We start from the raw sequence: 23,271 nt of genomic DNA, 5'->3' as shown, positions 1-23,271 counted from the left end.
TTGCCTATCCGAAACCCGAATCCGCAACCGGGTCAACCATCGCGGCGCCAAACCGTGCCCGCCTCTGCCCCGCAGCCGTGGTTTGCGCTTCATCCACACGCTTCTCCACAGGCTTATCAAGAGCGCTGTGGATAAAATCCGCGCCGGGACGATTGGCGGATGCGCCGCGCCGGGTTAGACGCCACATCTGCCATGGCCCCGACATCCTTCCCCTCCCGCCGCCTCACCGAATTGCGCCTGCCGATCGACCATCAGCCGCAGGCGCTCATCGCCGCCATCGCCGAAGGTTTCGGCGTGCCGGAGCGCGCCATCCTCTCCTGGCAGGTGCACAGGCGGGCCTGGGATGCGCGCAAGAAATCCCAGGTGATGCTGGTCTATACGATCGATGCGGTGCTCGACCGGGACGTGGCAACCGGCGCGCCGACGCCGGATATGGGCTATCAATTCCCCGCCATCGCCAAGGCGCGCCCGGCGAAACGCCCGGTGATCATCGGCACCGGCCCCTGCGGCATCCTGGCGGCGCTGATCCTGGCCGAGGCCGGATTCGGCCCGCTGGTGCTGGAGCGCGGCAAGCTGGTGCGCCAACGCACCAAGGACACTTGGGGGCTGTGGCGGCGCGGTGAGCTCAATGTCGCCTCCAACGTGCAGTTCGGCGAAGGCGGGGCCGGCACCTTCTCGGACGGCAAGCTCTATTCCCAGATCAAGGACCCGCGCTTTCTCGGCCGCAAGGTGATGGAGGAATTCGTCGAGGCCGGGGCGCCGGAGGAAATCCTCACCATCGCCAAGCCGCATATCGGCACCTTCCGGCTGGTCTCCATGGTCGAGGCGATCCGCGCGAAAGTCACCGCCCTGGGCGGCGAATACCGGTTCGACACGCGGGTGGACGATTTCGAGATCACGGACGGCCAGATCCGCGCACTGCTGCTGGAGAGCGGCGAGCGGATCGAGACCGATCACGTCATCCTCGCCATCGGCCACTCGGCGCGCGACACCTTCGCGCGGCTGCATCAGCGCGGCGTGTTCATGGAAGCCAAGCCCTTCTCCATCGGTTTCCGCATCGAGCATCCGCAAGGGATGATCGACCGCCATCGCTTCGGCCCCTTCGCCGGCCATCCGATTCTGGGCGCGGCCGATTACAAGCTGGTGCATCACGCCAAAAATGGCCGCTCAGTCTACAGCTTCTGCATGTGCCCGGGCGGCACCGTGGTTGCCGCCACCTCCGAGGCCGGGCAGGTGGTCACCAACGGCATGAGCCAATATTCCCGGGCCGAGCGCAACGCCAATGCCGGCATCGTCGTCGGCATCACCCCGGCGGATTATCCGGGGGATGTGCTGGCCGGGGTTGAGTTCCAGCGCGTCTGGGAGCGTGCCGCCTATGTCGCGGGCGGCGGCGCCTATCAGGCGCCGGGGCAGCTGGTGGGGGATTTCATCGCCGGCACCCCCTCCAAATCGTTCGGCGAGGTGCTGCCCAGCTACAAGCCCGGCGTGCATCTGACCGATCTGGGGCCCACCTTGCCGGATTACGCCATCGCCGCCATCCGCGAGGCGCTGCCGGCCTTCGGCAAGCAGATCAAGGGTTTCGACCGGCCCGACGCGGTGCTGACCGGGGTGGAAACCCGCACCTCCTCGCCGCTGCGCATCACCCGGGGCAAGGATTTCTGCTCGCTGAACACGCGCGGTCTGTATCCGGCCGGGGAGGGGGCGGGCTATGCCGGCGGTATTCTCTCCGCCGGGGTGGATGGCATCAAGGTCGCGGAAGCGGTGATCAAGAGCCTGGCCGGTCTCTAGAGCATCAAGCTTTTAGCTTGATGCTCTAGATCCTGAATTCCTTGTTTTTCTATCGGAAATTCTGCAATATGCTTGCCGGGATATTTTCCGCGCGAACGAAGTCCTGTAGATGAATATGTCAGATCAAAAGCTGCCGGGAGAAGGGTCATGCTGTCGCAGAAATGCAAATATGCCTTGCAGGCCCTGATGGTGCTGGCGCGCGAGAAGGACGACAAGCTGCTGCTGGTCTCCGAGATCGCCGAGCGCGAGAATCTGCCGAAGAAATTCCTCGAAGCCATTCTGCTGGAGCTGAACCGCAACGGGCTGGTGCGCTCGCGCCGGGGGCGTGGCGGCGGCTACGCTTTGGCCAAGCCGGCGGATCTGATCACCTTCGGCCAGGTGGTGCGCATCATGGACGGCCCGCTGGCGCCGCTCGCCTGCGTCTCGGTGAATTATTACCGCCGCTGCGATGAATGCCGCGACGAGCAAGCCTGCGAGATCCGCAAGGTGATGCGCCGGGTGCGCGATGCCATCGCCAATGAGCTGGACGGCACCTCGCTGGCCAAGGCGCTGGCGGACGGTAAACTGCCCGCCGAACTCACCGCCTGAACGCTCAGGCCGCACTCGCCCCCGGGTAGCTGAAGAAATTCGCCCGCGGCGAGGTGCGGGCGATGAAGGCGCGCAGCGGCGGATTCTGCCAGCCCTCCGGCCCGATGATCGCCTCCATCGGCGCGAAGAACTCATGCGCATGCGGGATCTGGCTGGTGACGAAGCCGGTATATTGGCGCGGGCGCAGCGCATACATCACCCGCATATCGCGCACCGGCAGCACCAGCGGCCCGGTCGGCGCGCGGCGCAGCAGGCCGATATAGCGCCAGCGCGCCATCGGGTTGGTGGGCGAGACCGGCTGCATCAGCCATTCCTCCGCACACACCGCCAGCCAGGAATGCATCGAGGGGGCGAAGCGCGAGCGCTTATCCAGCAAATTCTGGTAGCAGCCGCAGGCCTCGATGGCGAAGAGATCCGGTATTATGTAGCACCTGCCACCACAAGCCGGGTTATAAAAATCAATAAGTTAAGCTAGAATGTGAGCATCTTCTCACGCTTATTAGCGATACGAGGTTCGTAATGCTGTTGAACAAGTACCCAGAAAATTGGAAACAAATGTCCGCCGACGATAGGTGCGAGTGGCTACGTCAAGAACTAAACAATCTAGAGCTTAAATTTACTGGCGCTCTAGCAAGCCTAGCCTCTCGGCTAGATGCTCTGACCGCACAAGTTGAAGGGTCTCCACCCACAGACTTTTCGGAACCCAATGGTTCTTAGGATCAGCTATTTCTTTTCTGAAATAATTCAAAGTGATAATATCATATTTGCCAAGGCCTTTTGTGTCTAAATCTTCCATAGGAAATTTTTACCCCTACACTGTTCAAAGCCAAAGGGGCTCTTCTAAGCTTACCAAACTCAGACGTAGACGGCTGGCTATACTTAAACAGCAAAAAAGGCTTCAAACGGAATTGGATGGCGTCGAGGCATCCATTCAACAGCTTGCGCCGGATGCCTCCTTAGACCGCCCAATCCATAAGGCCCATCCGTTGTTTCCCCGAGGAGAGCTTAGCCGGTATGCCTTGGATGTTCTGCGGGAAGCATCAGAACCTATTCCGATGAGAGAAATAGCCCGGCGAATGTTTGAACTGAAGAGAGTTGGCGATGTGCCTGATGCTCTGAAGGACCATACATATCAGCGGCTTTCCACCGTTTTGGCGGTGATGAACGGCCAGGGACGCATTCAAAAAGTGGGATCTTGGAATAAATGGATGTGGCGGATTTAGTGAAGGGAAAAATGCTGATACCCCTTTGGTGGGATAGGAGATAAAGTTTTATAAATTAGCAACTATGGACAAAAAGAGAAAAACATCTCCGCTAAACGATACCTATAAATTTGGGGAAACCGAAACGAGGATCCAGAATATAGACCCTCGTTGGCTAGAAGTGGCTAAAGCGAATTATGAGAGCTTGTTTCCTACCAAGATAACTCCTTATTCAAATTAGCTATTACCATGTTATAAGGCAGGGTTTTAAAAAACGGATGCCAGTTAGGAGGAGCAATAAACTTCATGCTCCGGCCAATCATCCAAACGACCGCTACAGTACCGGCCAACCCTGCTGAAGATGCTGCGATTTGAATTTCAGCGATGCTTCTTTGCTGCTCATCACTAGACAAGTAGTCAAATTGAGAATCCAAGGGAGCTATAATCATATCAACCCCCTGTTCCCGAATATGCGCGACCTTGAGATTAGGCATTACTTTCCCTTTCCCTTGCTCGGCTGATGTTTCACTTGAGCAAGATCAGAAGCTGCAACCTTCTTTTCCGCCTTCGTGCTGTTGGGATTACTCAAAATTTTTCCCGCCAAAGAGGCAGGTTTTTTACCGGTAGGCATTTGGTAAAGCTCCCCTATTCCCATTCGCACTATTGCGAATAGGTCTGAGGGACCGCGCCTAGGCTTGACTGCTGTAGGGTTTTGCCCACTATAGGGCAGCGTACAAACGCCTACTAAGCTTAGCCACGACCCCTTTGGTCACGGTAAAGTTTGTGAAGGGGAGCTCTGCCAGGAGCTCCCTTTTTCACTCGATCCACCGACGTTCATTAATTACCCGGAGTCCCGCAGGGTGCGCAACCGCTAAATAGCAGTTTTCCCCAATATCCCTCAACGGATGGTGGGGTTAGGGGATAAATCCCACAATATTTGGCCCTTTTGGCTATGACCACCCGAGTCTGACAAGCGAAAAAACACATAGGAATGTGCTTTTCTGCCGTTTCACTAAGGCGACTCGGCGTGTCTCCTACTTCTTCCCATCCTCTTCACCTTATGAGATAATTCGGGCGCTCAAGACGGCTTGGTAACCGCTTTTGAGTGCGTAATGCGTTGAAACGCGAGGGATTCCGCTCTGTCGGGCGGCTCCCGAAATACAACACCTCTCGTAGGAAATACGGGAGGCGCGTCTCCTCGCGTGCGCGTTACCAACCACCCGGCACCAGCCGGAGAAAATGCGAGGAATATTTTATGCGAAAATTATGGTTCGTAGGGGTACTGGCGTTTTTACCGGGAATGGCGATGGGTCAAGATGCCAGCAACAATGCTACGCCGCCGTCTCCAGCTTCCAACGCCGGAAAATCTGATCAAATATGGTACGCGATGGGGCCTACGACTTGGGCAAATTTTCAATTAAGTCAAAACGATACCAGTTTGATTCAATGTCATATCTCAGAACAGTCGCCTAAACAAATCTTTAGTAACGATGAAATTCTGAATTTAAATCCCTCTGTTTCAAAATCTTATGCAACAGATGGTAGCCTTATTTCTGTTACAATAACCGCTATGCTCAGTGATAGTACAACTCAAGAGATTGCGTATACTTATTTCACATCAGCAAAGAGATGCCGCGATTACTACGTCAATCAAGCTGAACAGCAAGAAAAGCTGACCAAAGATTTGCAGTAAAAAGGAGAAAGAAAATGCCAAATATAAAAATAATGAGGACTGTTATAGAAGAATCTACTATAGAAATTACTATCGCAGATGCACAAACTAAAGACCAATCTTCGGTATATCTAGAATATCGAGATTCCAAAAATCATGCGCGTCTGGAACGGCCTTTAGCAATAAGCCACCTAGCTGCCCTTCTCTCCATGCGAAATATAATAGCCGAAGAAATTCAGGCTCTTCGATCTTCTTTAGATAAGTGCCGCGAAACTCTTCTCGTTGAAGATCAAGCGTTTTTGAGGGATTAACTGTCATCCTCTCTTTTAATCCTGTTTTCCTTTTTCAGGATAAGGGGTATCACTTTTTATTCCGCTGCCAATATCCGCTCCAATCTACGCTGGGCTTCGTTATCATAGCGAGCCCAGACACCGCTTGGACCTGAGCGCCGTTGGAAAGGCGACGGTGATCCTCTCGCCAGGATGCTTCTTGCGCGTACCGGACTAGATAGGCCCCTGCGATATGGTGGTTATGGCCATTTTCTGCTCGACGTAGGCGAGAGAAAAAGCTCTCTGCCATGTTCGTGCATGCGCCATCGAGACTATAGGATTCTTGGTGATTAATGCGCTTCATTGGGAAGCGGCTATGCAGAGGGTTCCAAGAGGTAGCCTCGTCAGCCATCAATTCTGTGCCTTGTGCCACTCGCCCAGCAATAAATGCTGTTGCTTCACCTTCGGATCTAAATACTGCCGGAACCGAATTGCCATCGCGCTCACGGATAACGACCACCACTTCGCGCTTGCCGTTCTGGTTCTTGGCAACACGACGATCTCGACGGTTTTCTTTGTGATTTGCGGGCTTCACATAGCCGCCGAAATAGCCCCCATCGACCTCTGCGATCTTTCCCGGGCCGCCAATAACGCGCCCTTTCATCTCAGTGGCCATGACTTCTCGAAGCTTATGAGCCAAAACGAAGGCTGTTTTGTACTGCACATCCAAGTCGCGAGATAGTGCCAGCGCCGATTTGCCCTTAACTTCATTGCAGAAGATGGCAATCGCCGCAAGGTAGTTACGTAGTGGCATTTTGTGGTGAGCAAACAAGGTGCCAGAAGTAGTTGAAAAGTCTTTGCGGCATGCTTTGCAACGGAAACGTAAGCCGCCAGCGGGACGACGAGCCTCATAAACTGTAGGGCAATCGCAATGAATGCACACCGGCTTACCGTCTGTAGCTGCCCAACGGATATTGATGAAGGTCGTCTCGGCTTCTTCCTCAGACATGCGAAGGACCGACGCTAGCGAGAGCGTCCTGGCCTTGGCTGAGAGAAGAAAGTGCTGAGACATTGGTTCCTTACATCCGATAAAAAGATATCATATCTGATACCTTTTTATCGGATGCTTGGCAACATAAAAATATCGTATATGATAGTTTTCTGTTGATTTTGAGGTGTTGGGATGGGGTTGGCGGAATCGGAGAAAGAGCTAGCAACGAAAACAGCCCGTTTCATCAAGGCTGAGATGAAACGGGCTGGCGTTACGTATGCGGAATTAGCTAAAAGGCTACAGGAACACGGGCTTAAGGAGACAGAGGCATCAATCGCGAACAAACTCAGCCGGGGCACAATCGCGGCAACGTTCCTTCTGGCCACCCTAGCCGCACTGGAACTAGAGGGAATTCGATTGGAAAGCCTATAAATCTGTAAAAAAGGATGGCGCGCGTTCTCTACGATACCTCCAGTCGATCTTCATAATCTCTTTTTGGCTCACCATTAATTCAGTATAAGGAAGCGCTTGAGCTATACAGTACGCAGGGGCCTGAAATTCAATTTTTGAATGCTCCCAAAATGTAGCGGGAATCTTTGTCCACACGTTATTCTTTTTACCCCAAATTATGATTTCTTGATCTAATGCTGACTGGCGTAGGCTATGAAGAGTGTCGCTTATAAAAGCGTACGACGAATTTTCTATATCAGAATGTTTTTGCCATGTTTTGTGGATAAAATAGGTCAAGCATTCGGAAAGAGTTTTATCCCTACGCAACTTCATTAAAACAATAAATTTTCTCCCCGGAAATTGTTCTTGGGCAGCGTATTTTTTGTGTTTTAATTGATAGCTTTGCCAAATTAGAAAAAGCCCCAACGCTAAAATAGCGATTTGAAACCATGCAGGGGGGCTTAATATGAGCTTAATAGGATAAGCCACCCACCCAAGGTTCTGTGAATGCTGTATGAATAGGTCAACATATCCTACCATATCAAGCAACGACCGAATAACGGTGTAGAGTAGAGATAAGCCGCCAAATATTGTACGCCAATGTTTCATGAGCATATCTTACTTTTTCGCGGACGTGCGAGATAGGTATTTTAACCATCGAAACCTCCCTCGGTTTGCGAGGGGAGGGTTCGGTTTTGGTGGCATATGCTACATAAGACCGAAGAGATCGACATACGGGTCCGTCTCGGTGCCACCGAAGCACAGCCATAACCCATCCGGATGGGTGCGCAGCCGGTTGGCGCCGGGCAGCTTCAGGAAAGGCTGATCACGTTCCTGCGGCGGCCCTGGCCTCGCCCGCAGCCATGATCCGGACGCCCCCATATCGTGATCCGCAAGACCGGGCGGATGCTGGGGCCAAGTCCGCAGCTTGTCACGAACGATCACGTCCAAAGAAGTGAAACCAGCCATTTCGTTATCTCCCTTTTTGGGCACTTCAACCTTAAGTGGAGTTAACCTGCAAAAACGACTCGGACGCAAGGGTTTTTTTCGATATTTTAACGATCTTAGCGATTTTGATGAGACCCGCGTTGCGCAAGCTCAATCAAAGATTTGGCTTTTCAACAGTTTCGACGGGATGGCGGCGGCGCCACCCGGCGCATTTGCACCGTTTTTCAAGACGCGCGCGGGGTTTTCCGCCGTATAGCTGCCAGCTTGGTTTAAGAGTGGTGCAAAACCTGTCCTATGTGCAACAAGACGGCAATTTCATCGGCTGGTTGATTCTGCCCGGGACGAGGCTTGCCCGGACAGGCCCGGCCATGGTTGTTTTGGCGGCCGCCGCGGGCGCGGCACAGGGAGTTTGAAGATCGTGACATCCATGCCTTTGCGTCGCCTGCTTGCCGGCTCCGCCCTGTCGCTCGGGCTGCTGACGGGCTTGTCCGGCTGCATGATGGGGCCGAACTACCAGGCGCCCCACGCCAACGCGCCCGCTGCCTTCCTCAGCGATGCCCCGGCCAGCAGCGCCCCTTACGTCTCCGGTGGTGCTGTGGACCCGCAATGGTGGAACAGCTTCAACGACCCGGTGCTGACCGCCCTGGAAACCCGCGCCGTCCAGCAGAATCTGGACCTGCAGATCGCCACCCAGCGCCTGTTCGAGGCCGAGGCGCAGGCGCAGATCCAGGGCGCGGCGCTCTACCCCAATCTCGGCGCCAACGCCTCCTATAGCCGCAACGTGGTCAGCCCGAACAGCCCGCTCGGCCAGTTCGGCAAAGCCTTCCCCGCCGTCACCCAACCTTATAATCTCTACCAGTACGGGCTGCAGACGATGTTCGACCTCGATCTCTGGGGCAAGAACAAGCGGCTGGTGGAGCAGGCCGTGGCCAAGGCCCGTGCCTCCGAGGAAGCCCGCCGCGCCGCGCTGCTGAATGTCGAGGCGCAGGTTGCCAGCAACTATATCCAGCTGCGCGGCACCGAGGCGGTGCTCGGCATCACTCAGAAGAACCTGGATTTCGCCAACCAGCTGGTGAAGCTCACCGCCGAGCGCCAGCAGGCGGGGCTGACCACCTCGCTCGACGTCGCCAATGCCCGTGCCACCGCGGCGCAGATTTCCGCCCAGATCCCGACCTTGATCGCCCAGCGCGACGCGCTGATCGACCAGATCGGCCTGCTGCTCGGGCAAACCCCGGAGGGCCTGCCGCAGGATCTGCTCACCCCCGCCCCGCAGCCGCTCACCCCGCCCAGCGTGCCGGTGGGGCTGCCGGCCGATCTGTTGAACCGCCGGCCGGACCTGCGCGAGGCCGCCGACAATCTGCACGCCGCCACCGCGCAGATCGGCGCCGCCAAGGCCGCCTTCTTCCCGGATGTCTCGCTCAGCGCCTCCGCCTCGCTGGAGGGGATGCAGCTGAACGCCATGGATAGCTGGAAATCCCTCACCTATGGCTTCGGCCCGACCATCACCTTGCCGATCTTCGAGGGCGGCCAGTTGCGCGGCGAGCTGAAGCTGAGCGAGGCGAGCCAGAAGGAAGCCGCCATCGCTTACGCCAAAACCGCGCTCACCGCCTTCACCCAGGTAAACACCGCCCTGGTGACCTACGAGCAGGAACACGCCACCCAGCAGGCGCTGCGGGAAGACGTGAAGCAAAGCCAGATCGCCCTCGGCCTGGCCGAGGAGCAGTATAAGGAAGGGCTGGTTGACTACCTGACCGTGCTGACCACCCAACAAACCAACCTCGCCGCCCAGCAGAACCAGGCGGAATCACTGCAGAAGCTGGGCACGGATTTGGTGACGCTGTATCAGGCGCTTGGCGGGGGATGGGAAGGGATGTATCCTCCTGGAAGCGAAACCAAATAATTTCCTGGAGTTCCTCATGGTCCAACGTCTGGCCGTTTTCTATCATGTTTGGGCACCTGAAGACGGAATTGTTTGGAAATTCCTTGTCGATGAGCAAATCAAACGCATCGTTCGTTCTGGGTTTCCGACCTACGGAGATCTCTTTTGTTTTGTATCAGGTTCACAGAAAAACCAAATTTTCGATTTTGTAGAAGAATATGATCTCTTTAAAGAAATCACTTTGACTGATGAACCTCATCAATATGAAGGTGTGACTTTAAGAGAATTACATAAATCCTGCTCAAACGGACTTTATGATGCAGTCGGTTACTTGCATACAAAAGGAGTAAGCTATCTATCTAAAGATGGTCCAAACATTCAAATCAGAGCAGTGAACACATGGCGGCACATGCTAGAATACGTTGTGCTCGATCATTGGAAAGGCTGCGTAAGAAATCTCAAAAATTATGATTTGGTGGGCGCAAATTATTGTGCTGAACCTTGGCCTCACATAAGCGGTAATTTTTGGTGGGCTCGGGCTGAGTATATTAAAAGCTTGATCGTTCCTGAATTACAAAATTTCAGTCTCGAGAACCCGTTAAATTTATCCGGCGAGCATCGAGACCGTTTAAACTTCGAAAAATGGGTTGGGATGGGTTCTCCTAAAATACTAGGATTGTTAGAGCAACCGTTTGTGGGTTCTGAGGCCGGTCGTTTCAAGAGAAGATTTAATCTTCATATCGAGGATGTATATACGTTGATCGATAAAAATGATGACACGTGGCGTCTATAACGCAGGCTACGAGATTAAGTGAATCAAAAAAAGGACGCTGTAAAATGGCGTCCTTTTTTGATTGGGCTAGAGCGCTAAAAGCTTTCGAAGGGCATCAAGAGCGCGTAGAGGGTCTACTGAAAAATCGTTATGGCTTTGGTGGTTCTGCGTGAAAATTGGGCCATAGATTTCCGCATATTTTCCATCCAGCTGCGCGATAAAATCCCAGAAAAACATGTCCGGAAAATCTGCAGGGCAGAGGGATAGGACCTTCATACCGCGTGGGGAAAATATGCAATTCGTCAAAGCAGCGCCTTTAACGCCGACAATTATTTCGGATTCGGAAAAAAGCCTAACCTGTTCCGCGAACGGTAGCGTTTCAGGATAAACCAGTTCGAATCCATACTCTTTGAAAAGACCAAAAATCTCACCTTCATTAATTAGCCTACGAAAGCTAGAGGTGTTTCTGGAAATAAAAATCCGGCGCCCTGAAGTCTTTGGCTCTATTGACGCAGCAAATTTGCGCAGCTTGTTGAGTGCAGTTGGCGACTTAAACAAAGGAGGAACATGCGTTGGTGTGACATACAAAAGTTTTTCAAAGTACCAGACCTCATCATCTGGATGTTCTAAAACTTCGATCTCCATATCAGGGAATATCATGTTGATGCTATCAAGCACCGCACGCGTCATGCCCGCACTTTGGAATTTGCCTATGACAATCTTCCATTTGTTTATGCGGATCAACTCTGCAGCCAAAGCAATGACTGTTAGACTATCAACAAGCCAGTGTCCGTAGTTCTGATACCATGGGCGTTTGGCAAGAAAACAAGAGCCTGTGAGAAACTTGCGCGGTTCAACATCACATACATATGTTCCGTCAGAATTGACGATGAAACTGTCTGGGACCCGATTATGCGCAACAAATTCGAGAACGCTTTCCTTAATCAGCCGTCGCTCATTCGTTACAACACTTCCTTGCCCGACTATAGCAGCCATCGGAAATTCGAGTAGTTCAACCGATTGGTGCCATTGGGAAAGCTGCGCAAAACAATTCCGTGCTATATCAGCTGTGTCAGGGAGTGCGCCGTCTAAATCAAAAAAAGCGGGAGGCTTTCTGAGATATGTTCCCTCTGCCTCAAGCTCCATAAGCTGACGTGATTCTGTAGGGTTGGAGAGTGCGAGGATTTCTTTTGTCGTGGCCAAATCAAGGCTGTTGTTTCTATCGACGTAGAACGGTCTTTCCATATCTTCAACTCTCCTGTCCGTCCCGTGCGGTAAAGAAAGGGGACAGACACCTTATGTCTGCCCCCTACAGCCTTACTTCATCGCCACTTTCAAATTCGCATCCAGCTTGTCCAGGAAATCCTGGGTCGTCAGCCAGGGCGCGTTCTTGTCGATCAGCAGCGCCAGATCCTTGGTCATGTGGCCGGCTTCCACCGTCTCGATGCACACGCGCTCCAGCGTCTCGGCGAAATCCACCACATCCTGCGTGCCATCGAAGCGGCCGCGATAGATCAGCCCGCGGGTCCAGGCGAAGATGCTGGCAATCGGGTTGGTCGAGGTCGGGCGGCCCTTCTGGTGCTCGCGGAAATGCCGGGTCACGGTGCCGTGCGCGGCCTCGGACTCAACCACGCTGCCATCCGGGTTCAGCAGCACCGAGGTCATCAGCCCCAGCGAGCCAAAGCCCTGCGCCACGATGTCGGACTGCACATCGCCGTCATAATTCTTGCACGCCCACACATAGCCGCCGCTCCATTTCAGCGCGCAGGCCACCATGTCGTCGATCAGCCGGTGCTCATAGGTCAGCCCGGCCTTCTCGAACTGCGCCTTGAACTCGGCCTCGAAGATGCGCTCGAACGTATCCTTGAAGAACCCGTCATAGCCCTTCAGGATGGTGTTCTTGGTGGAGAGATAGACCGGGTAATTCCGCGCCAGGCCGTAATTGAAGCTGGCGCGCGCGAAGCCCTCGATGGATTTCAGCGTGTTGAACATGCCCATCGCCACACCGGGGCCGGTGAAGTCATGCACATCCATCACCACCGGCTCGCCACCCTCCGGGGTGAAGCTCAGCTGCAGCTTGCCGGCACCGGGCACCTTGTAATCGGTGGCGCGGTAGATATCGCCATAGGCATGGCGGCCGACCACGATCGGCTGCGTCCAATGCGGCACCAGGCGCGGCACGTTCTTGCAGATGATCGGCTCGCGGAAAATCGTGCCGTCCACGATGTTGCGGATGGTGCCGTTCGGGCTCTTCCACATTTTCTTGAGGTTGAATTCCTTCACCCGCGCCTCGTCCGGGGTGATGGTGGCGCATTTCACCGCCACGCCATACTGCTTGGTGGCATTGGCCGCGTCGACGGTCACCTGGTCGTCGGTCTGGTCGCGGTACTCAATGCCCAGATCGTAATATTTCAGGTCGATGTCGAGATAGGGCAGGATCAGCTTCTCTTTGATGAAGCCCCAGATGATCCGGGTCATCTCGTCGCCGTCCATCTCCACGACCGGGGTTTTTACCTTGATTTTGGCCATTTCTACTCTCTCTACTCCATGCTGGCTGCATCAAATACCACTCCCGCCGCGCCGCACAACCCTGGCCCCGCCCCGCCAAAACGCATGGACGGGCTGCGCCCAAGCCGCTAGGAGGGGGCGGATTATCTGCGTTTGACGGAGTTTGGGATCATGAGTGGGCGGATTGCCGCGAAAATCGACTGGGCGAGCGACTGGGACCGGGATGCTGCCCTGACCACGGCGAAGCTGCTGCTGGAGATCAAGGCGGTGAATTTCCGCCCGGAGGAGCCCTATACACTCACCTCCGGCTGGAAATCGCCGGTCTATATCGATTGCCGCAAGATCATCTATTTCCCCCGCGCGCGCGCCAAAATCTGCGATCTGGCGGTGGAGAAGATCTACCGCCATGTCGGCCATGAGACCATCCAGGCCGTCGCCGGCGGCGAGACCGCGGGCATTCCCTTCGCCGCCTGGATCTCCGAGCGCATGCACGCGCCGATGGCCTATGTCCGCAAGAAGCCCAAGGGCTTCGGCAAGAACGCGCTGATCGAGGGCGACGTGCCGGAGGGGCTGAACACGCTGCTGGTCGAGGATCTGACCACCGATGGCGGCTCCAAGATCCAGTTCGCCAACGCGCTGCGCGAGGCCGGGGCGCTCTGCAACCATACTTTCGTGGTGTTCTTCTACGGCGTCTTCCCCGGCTCCTTCGAGACGCTGGAGAGCATGGACATCAAGCTGCACCATCTCTGCACCTGGTGGGATGTGCTGGAAGCCGCCAAGAGCCACGCTTATTTCTCGGATGCCGCCCTGGCCGGGGTGCGCAAATTCCTGGAAAACCCGATGGCCTGGTCCGCCGCGCATGGCGGTGTCGCCACCGCGGAAGAGGCGCTGGCGTATAAGCTGGGCAAGAAGGCGTAAAGTAACTCTTTGAAAAAGATATAAAAGTTTTTGGGCGACGCGGTTTGGGGTGGTGGCACCGCTCTCGTCAAAAGCCCCGACGTTTTGCAGCCCTTTTTGAAAAAAGGGCTGCACCCCAAAAACTTTTGCGAATACTCCCAGCCTTTTAACGGGGGCGGGATGATGCCAGAAAGGCGGGGATGACAATCTCATCCCCGCATCTCCTCATTTTCGGCCTCGGCTATGCCGGCCGCGCCATCGCCAAAGAGGCGGTGGCGGCGGGCTGGCAGGTGAGTGCCACCTATCGCAGCGCAACCAGGCCGGAGCCCGGCGTCACGCTGCTGCCCTTCGAGCAGGCGCAGCCGGCCATCGCCCAGGCCAGCCACATCCTCACCAGCGCCGCGCCGGATGAGCAGGGCGACCCGGTGCTGGCCCGCTATGGCGCCGCCCTGCGCGCCGCACCCGCAAGCTGGCTCGGCTATCTCTCCACCACCGGCATCTATGGCGATGCGCAAGGCGGCTGGGTGGATGAAACCACGCCCCCCAACCCCGGCTCCGCCCGCGCCCGCCGGCGCATCGCCGCCGAGCAGGGCTGGGCGGATTTGGGCAAGCCTCTGGCCATTTTCCGCCTCGCCGGCATTTACGGCCCCGGCCGCTCGATGCTGGATGATCTGCGGGCCGGGCAGGGGCGGCATGTGATCAAGCCCGGCCATATGTTCGGGCGCATCCATCGCGAGGATATCGGGCTGGGGGTCGCCGCCGCCATCCGCCAGGGTGCGACCGGCATCTTCAACTTCGCCGATGACGAGCCCGCCGCACCGACGGACGTGGTCCAGGAAGCGGCAAGGCTGCTCGGCATTGCCCCGCCGCCGCCGGTGCCGTTTGACGAGGCGGTGAAAACCATGTCCCCGATGGCGCGCAGCTTCTGGGCGGAGAACCGCAAGGTGCGGGCCGATGCCACCAAAGCCAGCCTCGGCCTTGCCTGGCGCTACCCCACCTACCGCGAAGGCTTAGCCGCCATCCTGGCCGAGGAGCGCGCCAACGGTCTGCTCTAGCAGCTTCAGATCATCCGCCGTGGAAAGCCGATGGTCGCCGGCCTTGATGAAGCTCACCCGCACATCCGCGCCGCTCAGCTTCTGCACGATCTGCAACGACAATTCCCAGGGCACCGCATCGTCCAGCATCCCGTGCAGAATCCGCACCGGCGCGGTGATGGCGATCGGTTTGGTCATCACATAATGCGCCGCGCTGCGCTCGATCAACGCCAGCGAGAAGGGCATCGGCTCGCCATACTCCGATGGCTTATAAATCACGCCCTTGGCGCGGATTTCCGCCTGCGCCTCGGGCGGCAGCTCCACCTCCAGCAGCCTTGCGGTGAAATCCGGGGCAGGGGCCAGCAAGACCAGCCCCACCAGCCGCGCCCCCAAAGCCTGCCCGAGGATCAGCGAGATCCATCCGCCCATCGAGGAGCCGACCAGCAGCACCTCCTGGCCTGGCGCCACCTGCTCCAGCACGAAGGCCGCATCCGCCGCCCAGTCGCCGATGCCGTTTTCCAGAAACACGCCACCGGAGGCGCCATGCCCGGCATAGTCGAAGCGCAGCATCGCCCGGCCTTGCGCCTTGCACCAGGCCTCCAACGCCAGCGCCTTGGTGCCCTGCATGTCCGAGGCATAGCCGGGGCAGAACATCACCAGCGGCCCGCGCCCGTCCAGAATCTCATAGGCCAGGTCGATTCCCGGCAGGCGTGACACAAACGGCATAGTCATAACCCTCCAACCCTGGTAGCGCGCAGCCATGATTGACCGCCCGCGCACGATTCTCCAGCTGCTCCCCAAGCTCGATGCCGGCGGCGCGGAGCGGGTGGCCATCGAAATCGCCCAGGCAGTGCATCTCTGCGGCCATCGCTCGATCATTGTGGCCGAGGACGGGCCGCTTTCCAACCTCGCTTTGCGCGCCGGGGCGGAGCTGATCCATCTGCCGGTAGCTTCAAAGAATCCTTTAAAAATATGGCGCAACGGGCGCAAGCTGCGAAAGGTGATGGAGGAGAACCATGTCGATCTCGTGCATGCCCATTCCCGCGCCCCGGCCTGGGCCGCCTTCCGCGCGGCGCGCGCGCTCAATATCCCGTTCGTCACCACCTATCACGGCTCTTATGGCGAGAAGAGCAAGCTGAAGAAGCGCTATAATCAGGTGATGGCCGCCGGCGCCCGGGTGGTGGCGGTGAGCGAGTTCATCTCGGATCTTATCAAATCGCGCTACAAGATTGATCCTGCAAAACTCCGTGTCATCCATAACGGCGTCGATCTGCAGAAATTCGACCCCGCCGCGGTGCGTGGCGACCGCGCGGTGCGCCTGGCCAAGGAGTGGCGGATCGAAAACGGCCAGCCCGCGATTTTGCTTCCCGGCCGGCTCACCGGCTGGAAGGGCCAGCGCCTGTTCATCCGCGCTCTGGCGAAAATGCAGCACCAGGACGCGGTGGGCATTCTCATCGGCTCGGATCAGGGCCGGCATAAATACACCCAGGAGCTGCTGGATCTCGCCAACCGGCTCGGCATTGGCGGCCGGCTGCGTTTGGCCGGGCATGTCGAGGATATGCCCGCCGCGCTGAAACTGGCCGATATCGTGGTGAACTGCTCCACCGAGCCGGAAGCCTTCGGCCGCACCATCATCGAGGCGCAGGCAATGGGCAAAATCGTCGTCGCCGCCGGCCATGGCGGCGCGCATGAGACGATCGAGCCAGATGTCACCGGCTTCCTCTTCCCACCCGGCGACGAAACCGCTTTGGCCGGCTTGTTCGACGCGATTCTGGACGGCGATGCGGCGCTGCGCCTCGCCTTCGGCCAGCGCGCCCGCGAAGCGGTCGGGCAGCGTTTCTCGCTGGAGGCGATGCAGACGCGCTATCTGCATCTCTATGCCGAGCTGCTGGGATGAGCCGCATCCTCGTCATCCGCCATGGCGCCTTTGGCGATATCGTGCTGAGTTTCGCCGCCTTTGCCGCCATCCGCGCCCGCCATGCGGGCGACGAGATCACCCTGCTCACCACCAAGCCCTATGCCGGGCTGCTCGGCGCCAGCCCCTGGTTCGATAAGATCGAGATCGACGCCAAACCCGATTGGTGGCAGCTCCCCGCCCTGTTGCGGCTCAAACGCCAGCTCGCCGGGTTTGACATGGTCTATGACCTGCAAACTTCCGGCCGCTCCACCCGCTATTTCGCCCTGGCCGGGCGCCCCGCCTGGTCCGGCATCGCAAGCGGCTGCGCCTACCCGGATGCTGGCAACCGCGAAACTCTGCATAGCCGCGAGCGGCTGGAACAGCAGCTGGGCCTCGCCGGCATCCCCACCCCTTTGCCGCCGCCGGACCTCTCCTGGCTCGCCGGTGACATCTCTGGCCTCGATCTGCCGCCCGACTACGTCGTGCTCGTCCCCGGTGCCGCCCCGCACCGCCCGGAAAAACGCTTCCCGGCGGAAAAATTCCGCGCGGTCGCGGCAGGCCTGAACCGCCCCACCGTCATCGTCGGCACCAAAAGCGAACAGCCTCTCGCCCAGACCACCGGCGGGCTGGACCTCACCGGCCGCACGGATTTCTTCCAGCTCGCCTCGGTCTTCCGGGGCGCTGCGCTTGCCATCGGCAACGATACCGGCCCGATGCATCTGGCCGCCGCTCTTGGCACGCCTTGCATTTCCCTGTTCTCCGCCGCCTCGGAGCCCACCCGCACCGCGCCGCGCTATCCCGATGGCGGCTGGCCGGCCATTGCCCGCGCCCCCACCTTGCAAGAGCTGCCGGTTGCGCAAGTGCTGGCCCTGCTGCCATAACCCGCCGCGACGTTTCATTACTTTAGGAAGACGCCTATGCCTGCCATCACCTTGCCCGACGGTTCCGTTCGTTCCTTCGATGGCGCGGTGACCGGCACCACCATCGCCGCCGCCATCGGCCCGGGCCTGGCCCGCGCGGCACTGGCGATGGAGGTGAACGGCAAGCAGATGGACCTCTCCCGCGAAATCGTCGAGGATAGCGCGGTGAAATTCATCACCCGCAAGGACGAGGCGGCTTTGGAGATGATCCGCCACGACGCCGCCCATGTGCTGGCCGAAGCCGTGCAGGAGCTCTTCCCCGGCACCCAGGTCACCATCGGCCCCTCGATCGAGAACGGCTTCTATTACGATTTCTACCGCAACGAGCCCTTCACCCCGGCCGATCTGCCGGCGATCGAGGCCAAGATGCGCGAAATCATCGGCCGTAATGCTGGTTTCGTCCGCGAGGAATGGGACCGCGAGGAGGCGATCAAATTCTTCGAAGCCCGCGGCGAGCGCTTCAAGGCCGAGCTGATCCGCGATCTGCCCGAGAGCGAGACCATCACCATCTACCGCCAGGGCGAGTGGCTGGATCTGTGCCGCGGCCCGCATATGCGCTCCACCGGCGATATCGGCAGCGGCTTCAAGCTGATGAAGACCGCCGGCGCCTATTGGCGCGGTGATTCCAAAAACCCGATGCTGAGCCGCATCTACGGCACCGCCTGGCGCGACAATAAGGAGCTGGACGCCTATCTCACCCAGCTCGAAGAGGCGGAAAAGCGCGACCACCGCAAGATCGGCCGCGAGATGGACCTGTTCCACATCCAGGAAGAGGCCACCGGCTCCATCTTCTGGCACCCGAAAGGCTGGAAGCTCTACCGCACGGTGGAAGCCTATATCCGTCGCCGCCAGGAAGCCGGCGGCTATGAGGAGGTGCGCACGCCGCAGCTGGTGGACCGCAAGCTCTGGGAGCTTTCCGGCCATTGGGATAAATACCGCAAGAACATGTTCATCGCGGAAGTGGCGGAGGAGGACACAACCCTCGCCTTGAAGCCGATGAACTGCCCCTGCCATGTGCAGATCTTCAATCAGGGCCTGCGCTCCTACAAGGAACTGCCGATCCGCATGGCCGAATTCGGCGCCTGCCACCGCTACGAGCCCTCGGGCGCGCTGCACGGCATCATGCGCGTGCGGGCCTTCACCCAGGACGACGCGCATATTTTCTGCATGGAAGACCAGATCGCCGACGAGACGGTGAAATTCGTCGCCCTGCTGGAGAGCGTCTATAAGGATTTCGGCTTCGAGAGCTTCACGGTCAAATTCTCGGACCGCCCGGAGGTTCGCGCCGGCGCCGACGATGTCTGGGACCGCGCCGAGGGCGCGCTGAAGGCCGCCTGCGAAAAAGCCGGGGTGGAATACACGCTGAATCCGGGCGAGGGCGCCTTCTATGGCCCGAAGCTGGAATTCGTGCTGCGCGATGCCATCGGGCGGGATTGGCAATGCGGCACCATCCAGGTGGATTTCGTGCTGCCGGAGCGTCTGGACGCCGAATATGTCACCTCCGAGAGCAGCCGCGCCCGCCCGGTGATGCTGCATCGCGCCATCATCGGCAGCTTTGAGCGGTTTCTCGGCATTCTGATCGAGCAATATGCCGGCCGCTTCCCGCTCTGGCTGGCCCCCACCCAGGTTGTCGTCGCCACCATCGTCTCGGATGCCGATGGCTATGCCGGCGAGGTGGCCGAGGCGTTGCGCGCCGCCGGGCTTGCGGTGGAGCTGGATACCAGCAACCAGAAAATTCAGGCGAAAATCCGCGACCATTCGCTGCATCACGTGCCCAACATCCTGGTGGTCGGGCGCAAGGAGGCGGAGGAGCGCAAGGTGGCCCTGCGCCGCCTGGGCGGTGCCGCGCAAGAGATCCTGTCGCTGGATGAGGCCGTGGCCCTGTTGAAAGCAGAAGCCACCGCCCCGGATCTGCGCGCATGAGCTTCAAAATCGGCATCATCCCGGTCACCCCTTTTCAGCAGAATTGCGCCCTGGCCTGGGATGACGAAACCAAGATCGGCGCGGTGATCGACCCGGGCGGGGATGTGCCCTACATCACCGAGCAGATCACCAAGCTCGGCCTGTCCATCACCGAGATCTTCCTCACCCATGGCCATATCGACCATGCCGGCGGGGCGATGGAGCTGGCGGAAAAGCTGGATGTGCGCATCATCGGCCCCGGCATCGAGGATAAGTTTCTGCTCGATGGGCTGGCCGAGCAGGGGGCGCGCTACGGCATCAAGGCGCGGGACTGCACGCCCGATCGCTGGCTGCGGGCGGGGGACGTGATCAAGCTGGGCGGGGCGGATTTCGAGGTCCGCCACTGCCCTGGCCATACGCCGGGCCATATGGTGTTCCTGAACAAGGCGCTGGAATTCGGCATTCTTGGCGATGTGCTGTTCAAGGGCTCGGTCGGCCGCACGGATCTGGGCGATTACGGCGATCACGCGCAGCTGATCGCCTCGATCAAGCGCGAGCTGCTGGTGCTGCCGGACAGTTTCGGCTTCCTCTGCGGCCACGGCCCCGGCTCCACCATCGGGGCGGAGCGCGAAACGAATCCCTATCTGAACGAATAAACGTTTTTAGGGGCCAGGGGCGGTAAAGGGTCCGGCGGTGTCGCTTATTTCCTCGCAATCGTGCTGATCTGCCCGTTACGCTCCAATATCGCCGTTTCCAGCGCCCCCAGCCCCTCATGGCCGGCACAACGCGCCGCTTCCTCGATGTCATGAATTGTCACCGCGCTGGCCCGCATATTCCCACCGCGCATCCTGCCTTGGTCGATCAGCGGGATCGGCGCCCCTTTCACCGCCCAGGCCAGGGCTGGCCAGCGCGCCGCCAGATGCTCCAACGCCCAATAGAGTAACAGAAACACTGTCGTCGCCAGCAGCGTGTCGAGCAGCTTGGCATTGCCGGTCAGGGCGCGGCTGAGGCTGGAGCCGATGACAATGGCGATGACGATATCCAGCGGGCTCTGCCGGCTGAAGGCCCGCCGCCCCAACAGCCGGATCGCGGCGATTCCGTATGCCAGCACAATCACCGCGCGCAGGCTCATCTGCCACCAGAAAATCTGCGTCGCCCCGTTCCCCACCAACGCGTGCCAGGCCTGCATTTGTCCATATCCTTTCGCTAGAGCAATATGTGTTTAGGTTGACGCGCCAGCGTCAAAATAAACACATGAAATTGCTCTCTAAAACAAAATTTAGAGCATCAAGCTAAAAGCTTGATGCTCTAAAATCGCGGCGCGACCAAGCGGCGCCGTGAAGCAGCCTCCGCAGCGCTCTCATACGCGCCGGATCAGGGCAGGGGGTCGATATCCATCCAGGAGAGATGCCCGCCTTTGCCGGCGCCGGTATCCAGAAACACCGCCATCCCGCCCTTGCGCCCATGGCGGATATAAGGCCGCCCGTCGGTCGAGCGCTGGTCATGGCCGACATAAGCGGTGATGCCGGTGGGCAGATCATCCACCCAGCGCAGCAGCCGCTCCGGCTTGCCGCCGCTGCTGACCCGGCCACTGGTCTGGCCATAGAGCGCGCGCGCCCAGAGCGGCTCCGGCCGGCCAGCCGGGAAGGGGCCGGGGGGCTGCTCCAGCATCGCCGGATGAAACCCGCCATGCACGAAAAACAATTTTCCCGATTGCAGCCAGACCGGCGCGCGCAAAATCTCCTCGCGGGTGCGTTCCCGCAGCTCTTCGGGCAAAATCGCCATGGTTTTCGCCGTTGGCTCGCCGCGCACCCGATCCCCCCGCAGCGCCCGCCCGAGCTTGAAATCATGATTGCCGAGCAGGAACAGCCCGCGCCTTTCGTCCAAAATCTCGAACATGATCCGCAGCGCGCCAGGCGTATCCGGCCCGTCATCGACGAGATCGCCGAGCTGAATGATGAAACGATCCGTCTGCGCCGCCGCCGCGAAGGCACGGGAATCGCCATGCACATCGCCGACAATGCGCAGTCCGCGTCCGGAGGGGATCATCGCATGTACCAGCAAGGCGTTGAAATAAAAGGTAACATTACAACTCAAAGATGGGTTGTTCCGCGACCTCTGGCAAGGGCTTACGCTGGCTCCTCGCCTTTCAACCTCGCATAGGCGGCCAGCGCCTTGTCGCGCCCCTCCGCCGGCTTCACCAGCGGCTGCGGATAATTGCCTCCCAGCCGCACCCCGCACGCCGCCAAAATCTCTGCCGGCGCCTCCCATGGGGCGTGGATGAATTTATCCGGCAACTTACGCAGCTCCGGCACAAACCGGCGCACATAGGCGCCGTCGCCATCGAATTTCTGCCCCTGCAGCACCGGGTTGAACACCCGGAAATAGGGTGCTGCATCCGCGCCGCAGCCCGCCACCCATTGCCAGGAGGCGCCGTTCGCCGCCTCATCCGCCTCGCACAGCGTATCCCAGAACCAGGCCTCGCCCGCCTGCCAGGGGATCAGCAGATGCTTGACCAGATAGGAGGCGCAAATCATCCGCACCCGGTTATGCATCCAGCCGGTGATCCACAGCTCGCGCATCCCGGCATCGATAATGGGAATCCCGGTCTGGCCCGTCTGCCAGGCAATCAGCCTGTCGCGGTTCGCCTCCCAGGGGAAATCCTTGAACTCCTTGCGGATCGGCTCGCGGCGCAGATCCGGATGCTGCCAGAGCAGATTGATCGAGAATTCCCGCCAGAGCAGCTCCTTCAGGAAGGTTTCCACCCCCTTGCCAGCCCCCGCCGCCCGCGCCTGGTGCCAGACATAACGCGGCGAAATCTCACCAAAATGCGCATGCGGGGAGAGTTTCGAGGTGCCATGCCGGCCGGGTATGTCGCGGGCCGTGGCGTAATCCTGCACCGGCCCGGCCAGAAATGCCTGCAACCGCGCCTTCGCTCCCGCCTCGCCGGGCGTCCATTCCGCCCGCAGCCCGCCAGCCCAGTCCGGCCTGCTCGGCAGCAGCCCCCAATCGGCCAGATCCTCGCTCTCGATCTTCGGCCCGCGCAGGGCGCTGGGCGCCGGCAGCAGCGCCTCCGGCACCCCGGCCTCCTGGCAGGCTTTTGAGAAAGGCGTGTAGACGCCGTACATCCCGCCGGCCTTGGTGGTGATCCGCTCCGGGTGAAACAGCGAGGTGACGAGATGCCGGTGCAGCCCGCAATCCAGCGCCTTCAGCGCCGCATCCAGCTTGCGGTCCGCCGCGCGCCAGGCCGGCTCATAGGCACGCGCCACATGCACGGCACTCACCTTATGTGCCTTCACCAGCCCCGCGATGATCTCCACCGCATCGCCCCTGCGCAGCACCAGCTGCCCGCCGCGCGCGGCGATATCCGCCGCCAGCGCGGTCAGCGAATGATGCAGCCACCAGCGGCTCGCCCCGCCGGCGCGCTCATCGAGGATATAGAGCAGAATGACATCGCCCGCCGCGGCGGCGGCGTGCAGGGCCGGGTGATCGGCAAGGCGCAGATCGTTGCGAAACCAGACAAGCTTGGTCATGGAGATGAATATAAGCGCGCG

28 protein-coding genes are annotated in these 23,271 nt (G+C 59.0%); 15 read left to right on the top strand and 13 right to left on the bottom strand.

What is annotated here, in order from left to right; genetic code table 11:
* Positions 1-192: 192 nt before the first annotated feature.
* Complete coding sequence (locus ACZ46S_RS03445) at positions 193-1,788, top strand: NAD(P)/FAD-dependent oxidoreductase (RefSeq protein WP_464063369.1); 1,596 nt, start codon at positions 193-195, stop codon at positions 1,786-1,788.
* On the opposite strand, the gene ACZ46S_RS03440 is transcribed toward ACZ46S_RS03445, so the two are convergent.
* Positions 1,785-1,937, bottom strand: a complete 153-nt coding sequence (locus ACZ46S_RS03440; RefSeq protein WP_464063368.1) for a hypothetical protein — start codon at positions 1,935-1,937, stop codon at positions 1,785-1,787. The two genes, ACZ46S_RS03445 and ACZ46S_RS03440, sit on opposite strands and share 4 nt — an antisense overlap.
* Here ACZ46S_RS03440 and ACZ46S_RS03435 point away from each other — a divergent pair.
* The gene (locus ACZ46S_RS03435; protein ID WP_295739403.1) at positions 1,936-2,376 is read left to right on the top strand and encodes an RrF2 family transcriptional regulator; all 441 of its coding nucleotides are present in this window, start codon (positions 1,936-1,938) and stop codon (positions 2,374-2,376) included. The two genes, ACZ46S_RS03440 and ACZ46S_RS03435, sit on opposite strands and share 2 nt — an antisense overlap.
* 4 nt (positions 2,377-2,380) lie before the next feature.
* Here ACZ46S_RS03435 and ACZ46S_RS03430 read toward each other — a convergent pair whose 3' ends face one another.
* Positions 2,381-2,752: a hypothetical protein gene (locus tag ACZ46S_RS03430; protein ID WP_464063367.1), complete on the bottom strand. Its 372-nt coding sequence runs from the start codon at positions 2,750-2,752 to the stop codon at positions 2,381-2,383.
* 532 nt (positions 2,753-3,284) lie between these two features.
* Between ACZ46S_RS03430 and ACZ46S_RS03425 the strand changes: the two genes are divergently transcribed.
* A complete protein-coding gene (locus ACZ46S_RS03425) occupies positions 3,285-3,599 on the top strand; it encodes a hypothetical protein (RefSeq protein WP_464063366.1) in 315 nt (104 codons plus the stop codon).
* A gap of 191 nt (positions 3,600-3,790) precedes the next feature.
* Here ACZ46S_RS03425 and ACZ46S_RS03420 read toward each other — a convergent pair whose 3' ends face one another.
* On the bottom strand, positions 3,791-4,072 hold the full coding sequence (locus tag ACZ46S_RS03420) for a hypothetical protein (RefSeq protein ID WP_464063365.1): 282 nt from the start codon (positions 4,070-4,072) through the stop codon (positions 3,791-3,793).
* Positions 4,072-4,209, bottom strand: a complete 138-nt coding sequence (locus ACZ46S_RS03415; RefSeq protein WP_464063364.1) for a hypothetical protein — start codon at positions 4,207-4,209, stop codon at positions 4,072-4,074. Before ACZ46S_RS03415 ends, ACZ46S_RS03420 begins: the two co-directional genes overlap by 1 nt.
* Before the next feature lie 624 nt (positions 4,210-4,833).
* On the opposite strand from ACZ46S_RS03415, the gene ACZ46S_RS03410 reads away from it, so the two are divergent.
* Together ACZ46S_RS03410 and ACZ46S_RS03405 are read left to right on the top strand one after the other, a co-directional pair.
* Positions 4,834-5,271, top strand: coding sequence for a hypothetical protein (locus ACZ46S_RS03410; RefSeq protein WP_464063363.1), 438 nt, complete (start codon positions 4,834-4,836; stop codon positions 5,269-5,271).
* Between the two features lie 14 nt (positions 5,272-5,285).
* Positions 5,286-5,561 carry a hypothetical protein gene (locus ACZ46S_RS03405; protein WP_464063362.1) on the top strand — a complete coding sequence of 92 codons (276 nt, stop codon included), beginning with the start codon at positions 5,286-5,288 and terminating at the stop codon, positions 5,559-5,561.
* A 49-nt stretch (positions 5,562-5,610) separates the two neighbouring features.
* On the opposite strand, the gene ACZ46S_RS03400 is transcribed toward ACZ46S_RS03405, so the two are convergent.
* Positions 5,611-6,591, bottom strand: a complete 981-nt coding sequence (locus ACZ46S_RS03400) for an IS1595 family transposase (protein WP_464063361.1) — start codon at positions 6,589-6,591, stop codon at positions 5,611-5,613.
* Positions 6,592-6,702: 111 nt separating this feature from the next.
* Between ACZ46S_RS03400 and ACZ46S_RS03395 the strand changes: the two genes are divergently transcribed.
* On the top strand, positions 6,703-6,942 hold the full coding sequence (locus ACZ46S_RS03395) for a DUF6471 domain-containing protein (RefSeq protein WP_464063360.1): 240 nt from the start codon (positions 6,703-6,705) through the stop codon (positions 6,940-6,942).
* Here ACZ46S_RS03395 and ACZ46S_RS03390 read toward each other — a convergent pair.
* Positions 6,937-7,569, bottom strand: coding sequence for a hypothetical protein (locus ACZ46S_RS03390; RefSeq protein ID WP_464063359.1), 633 nt, complete (start codon positions 7,567-7,569; stop codon positions 6,937-6,939). The two genes, ACZ46S_RS03395 and ACZ46S_RS03390, sit on opposite strands and share 6 nt — an antisense overlap.
* A 99-nt stretch (positions 7,570-7,668) precedes the next feature.
* On the bottom strand, positions 7,669-7,929 hold the full coding sequence (locus tag ACZ46S_RS03385; protein WP_464063358.1) for a hypothetical protein: 261 nt from the start codon (positions 7,927-7,929) through the stop codon (positions 7,669-7,671).
* Between the two features lie 35 nt (positions 7,930-7,964).
* Here ACZ46S_RS03385 and ACZ46S_RS03380 point away from each other — a divergent pair, with 35 nt between their 5' ends.
* From ACZ46S_RS03380 to ACZ46S_RS03370, 3 genes are read left to right on the top strand one after another with little or no spacing between them, the layout of a single operon-like run.
* Entirely contained in the window at positions 7,965-8,321 is a 357-nt protein-coding gene (locus ACZ46S_RS03380) for a hypothetical protein (protein WP_464063357.1), read from the top strand.
* Between the two features lie 14 nt (positions 8,322-8,335).
* On the top strand, positions 8,336-9,808 hold the full coding sequence (locus ACZ46S_RS03375; RefSeq protein ID WP_464063356.1) for an efflux transporter outer membrane subunit: 1,473 nt from the start codon (positions 8,336-8,338) through the stop codon (positions 9,806-9,808).
* Between the two features lie 16 nt (positions 9,809-9,824).
* Complete coding sequence (locus ACZ46S_RS03370; RefSeq protein ID WP_464063355.1) at positions 9,825-10,580, top strand: hypothetical protein; 756 nt, start codon at positions 9,825-9,827, stop codon at positions 10,578-10,580.
* Between the two features lie 66 nt (positions 10,581-10,646).
* Here the strand turns inward: ACZ46S_RS03370 and ACZ46S_RS03365 are convergent, their stop codons facing one another.
* Both ACZ46S_RS03365 and ACZ46S_RS03360 read right to left on the bottom strand, forming a co-directional pair.
* Positions 10,647-11,804: a glycosyltransferase family 61 protein gene (locus ACZ46S_RS03365; protein WP_464063354.1), complete on the bottom strand. Its 1,158-nt coding sequence runs from the start codon at positions 11,802-11,804 to the stop codon at positions 10,647-10,649.
* 72 nt (positions 11,805-11,876) lie between these two features.
* Positions 11,877-13,088 carry an NADP-dependent isocitrate dehydrogenase gene (locus tag ACZ46S_RS03360; RefSeq protein WP_464063353.1) on the bottom strand — a complete coding sequence of 404 codons (1,212 nt, stop codon included), beginning with the start codon at positions 13,086-13,088 and terminating at the stop codon, positions 11,877-11,879.
* Positions 13,089-13,238: 150 nt separating this feature from the next.
* On the opposite strand from ACZ46S_RS03360, the gene ACZ46S_RS03355 reads away from it, so the two are divergent.
* Positions 13,239-13,985 (top strand): orotate phosphoribosyltransferase, encoded by a 747-nt coding sequence (locus ACZ46S_RS03355; protein ID WP_295739389.1) that lies wholly within the window; start codon positions 13,239-13,241, stop codon positions 13,983-13,985.
* Positions 13,986-14,164: 179 nt separating this feature from the next.
* A complete protein-coding gene (locus ACZ46S_RS03350; protein ID WP_464063352.1) occupies positions 14,165-15,019 on the top strand; it encodes an SDR family oxidoreductase in 855 nt (284 codons plus the stop codon).
* Here the strand turns inward: ACZ46S_RS03350 and ACZ46S_RS03345 are convergent.
* Positions 14,975-15,724, bottom strand: a complete 750-nt coding sequence (locus tag ACZ46S_RS03345; protein WP_295739386.1) for an alpha/beta hydrolase — start codon at positions 15,722-15,724, stop codon at positions 14,975-14,977. The two genes, ACZ46S_RS03350 and ACZ46S_RS03345, sit on opposite strands and share 45 nt — an antisense overlap.
* Positions 15,725-15,758: 34 nt before the next feature.
* Here ACZ46S_RS03345 and ACZ46S_RS03340 point away from each other — a divergent pair, with 34 nt between their 5' ends.
* The 4 genes from ACZ46S_RS03340 to ACZ46S_RS03325 are packed head-to-tail and all read left to right on the top strand — an operon-like array spanning position 15,759 to position 20,373.
* A complete protein-coding gene (locus ACZ46S_RS03340) occupies positions 15,759-16,895 on the top strand; it encodes a glycosyltransferase family 4 protein (RefSeq protein ID WP_464063351.1) in 1,137 nt (378 codons plus the stop codon).
* Positions 16,892-17,776 carry a glycosyltransferase family 9 protein gene (locus ACZ46S_RS03335; RefSeq protein ID WP_464063350.1) on the top strand — a complete coding sequence of 295 codons (885 nt, stop codon included), beginning with the start codon at positions 16,892-16,894 and terminating at the stop codon, positions 17,774-17,776. The genes ACZ46S_RS03340 and ACZ46S_RS03335 overlap by 4 nt, the downstream gene beginning before the upstream one ends.
* A gap of 36 nt (positions 17,777-17,812) precedes the next feature.
* Positions 17,813-19,738, top strand: coding sequence for a threonine--tRNA ligase (thrS, locus tag ACZ46S_RS03330; RefSeq protein ID WP_464063349.1), 1,926 nt, complete (start codon positions 17,813-17,815; stop codon positions 19,736-19,738).
* A complete protein-coding gene (locus ACZ46S_RS03325; RefSeq protein ID WP_295739378.1) occupies positions 19,735-20,373 on the top strand; it encodes an MBL fold metallo-hydrolase in 639 nt (212 codons plus the stop codon). Before thrS ends, ACZ46S_RS03325 begins: the two co-directional genes overlap by 4 nt.
* A gap of 44 nt (positions 20,374-20,417) precedes the next feature.
* Here the strand turns inward: ACZ46S_RS03325 and ACZ46S_RS03320 are convergent, their stop codons facing one another.
* The 3 genes from ACZ46S_RS03320 to ACZ46S_RS03310 form a co-directional block, all read right to left on the bottom strand.
* Complete coding sequence (locus tag ACZ46S_RS03320) at positions 20,418-20,906, bottom strand: DUF421 domain-containing protein (protein ID WP_464063348.1); 489 nt, start codon at positions 20,904-20,906, stop codon at positions 20,418-20,420.
* 185 nt (positions 20,907-21,091) lie between these two features.
* Entirely contained in the window at positions 21,092-21,766 is a 675-nt protein-coding gene (locus ACZ46S_RS03315; protein WP_464064319.1) for a metallophosphoesterase, read from the bottom strand.
* Between the two features lie 80 nt (positions 21,767-21,846).
* Positions 21,847-23,250, bottom strand: a complete 1,404-nt coding sequence (locus ACZ46S_RS03310; RefSeq protein ID WP_464063347.1) for a cryptochrome/photolyase family protein — start codon at positions 23,248-23,250, stop codon at positions 21,847-21,849.
* Positions 23,251-23,271: the final 21 nt, after the last annotated feature.

The sequence above is a fragment of the Acidocella aluminiidurans genome, from assembly GCF_055383125.1.
This window is presented reverse-complemented; position numbering and strand designations above follow the sequence as displayed.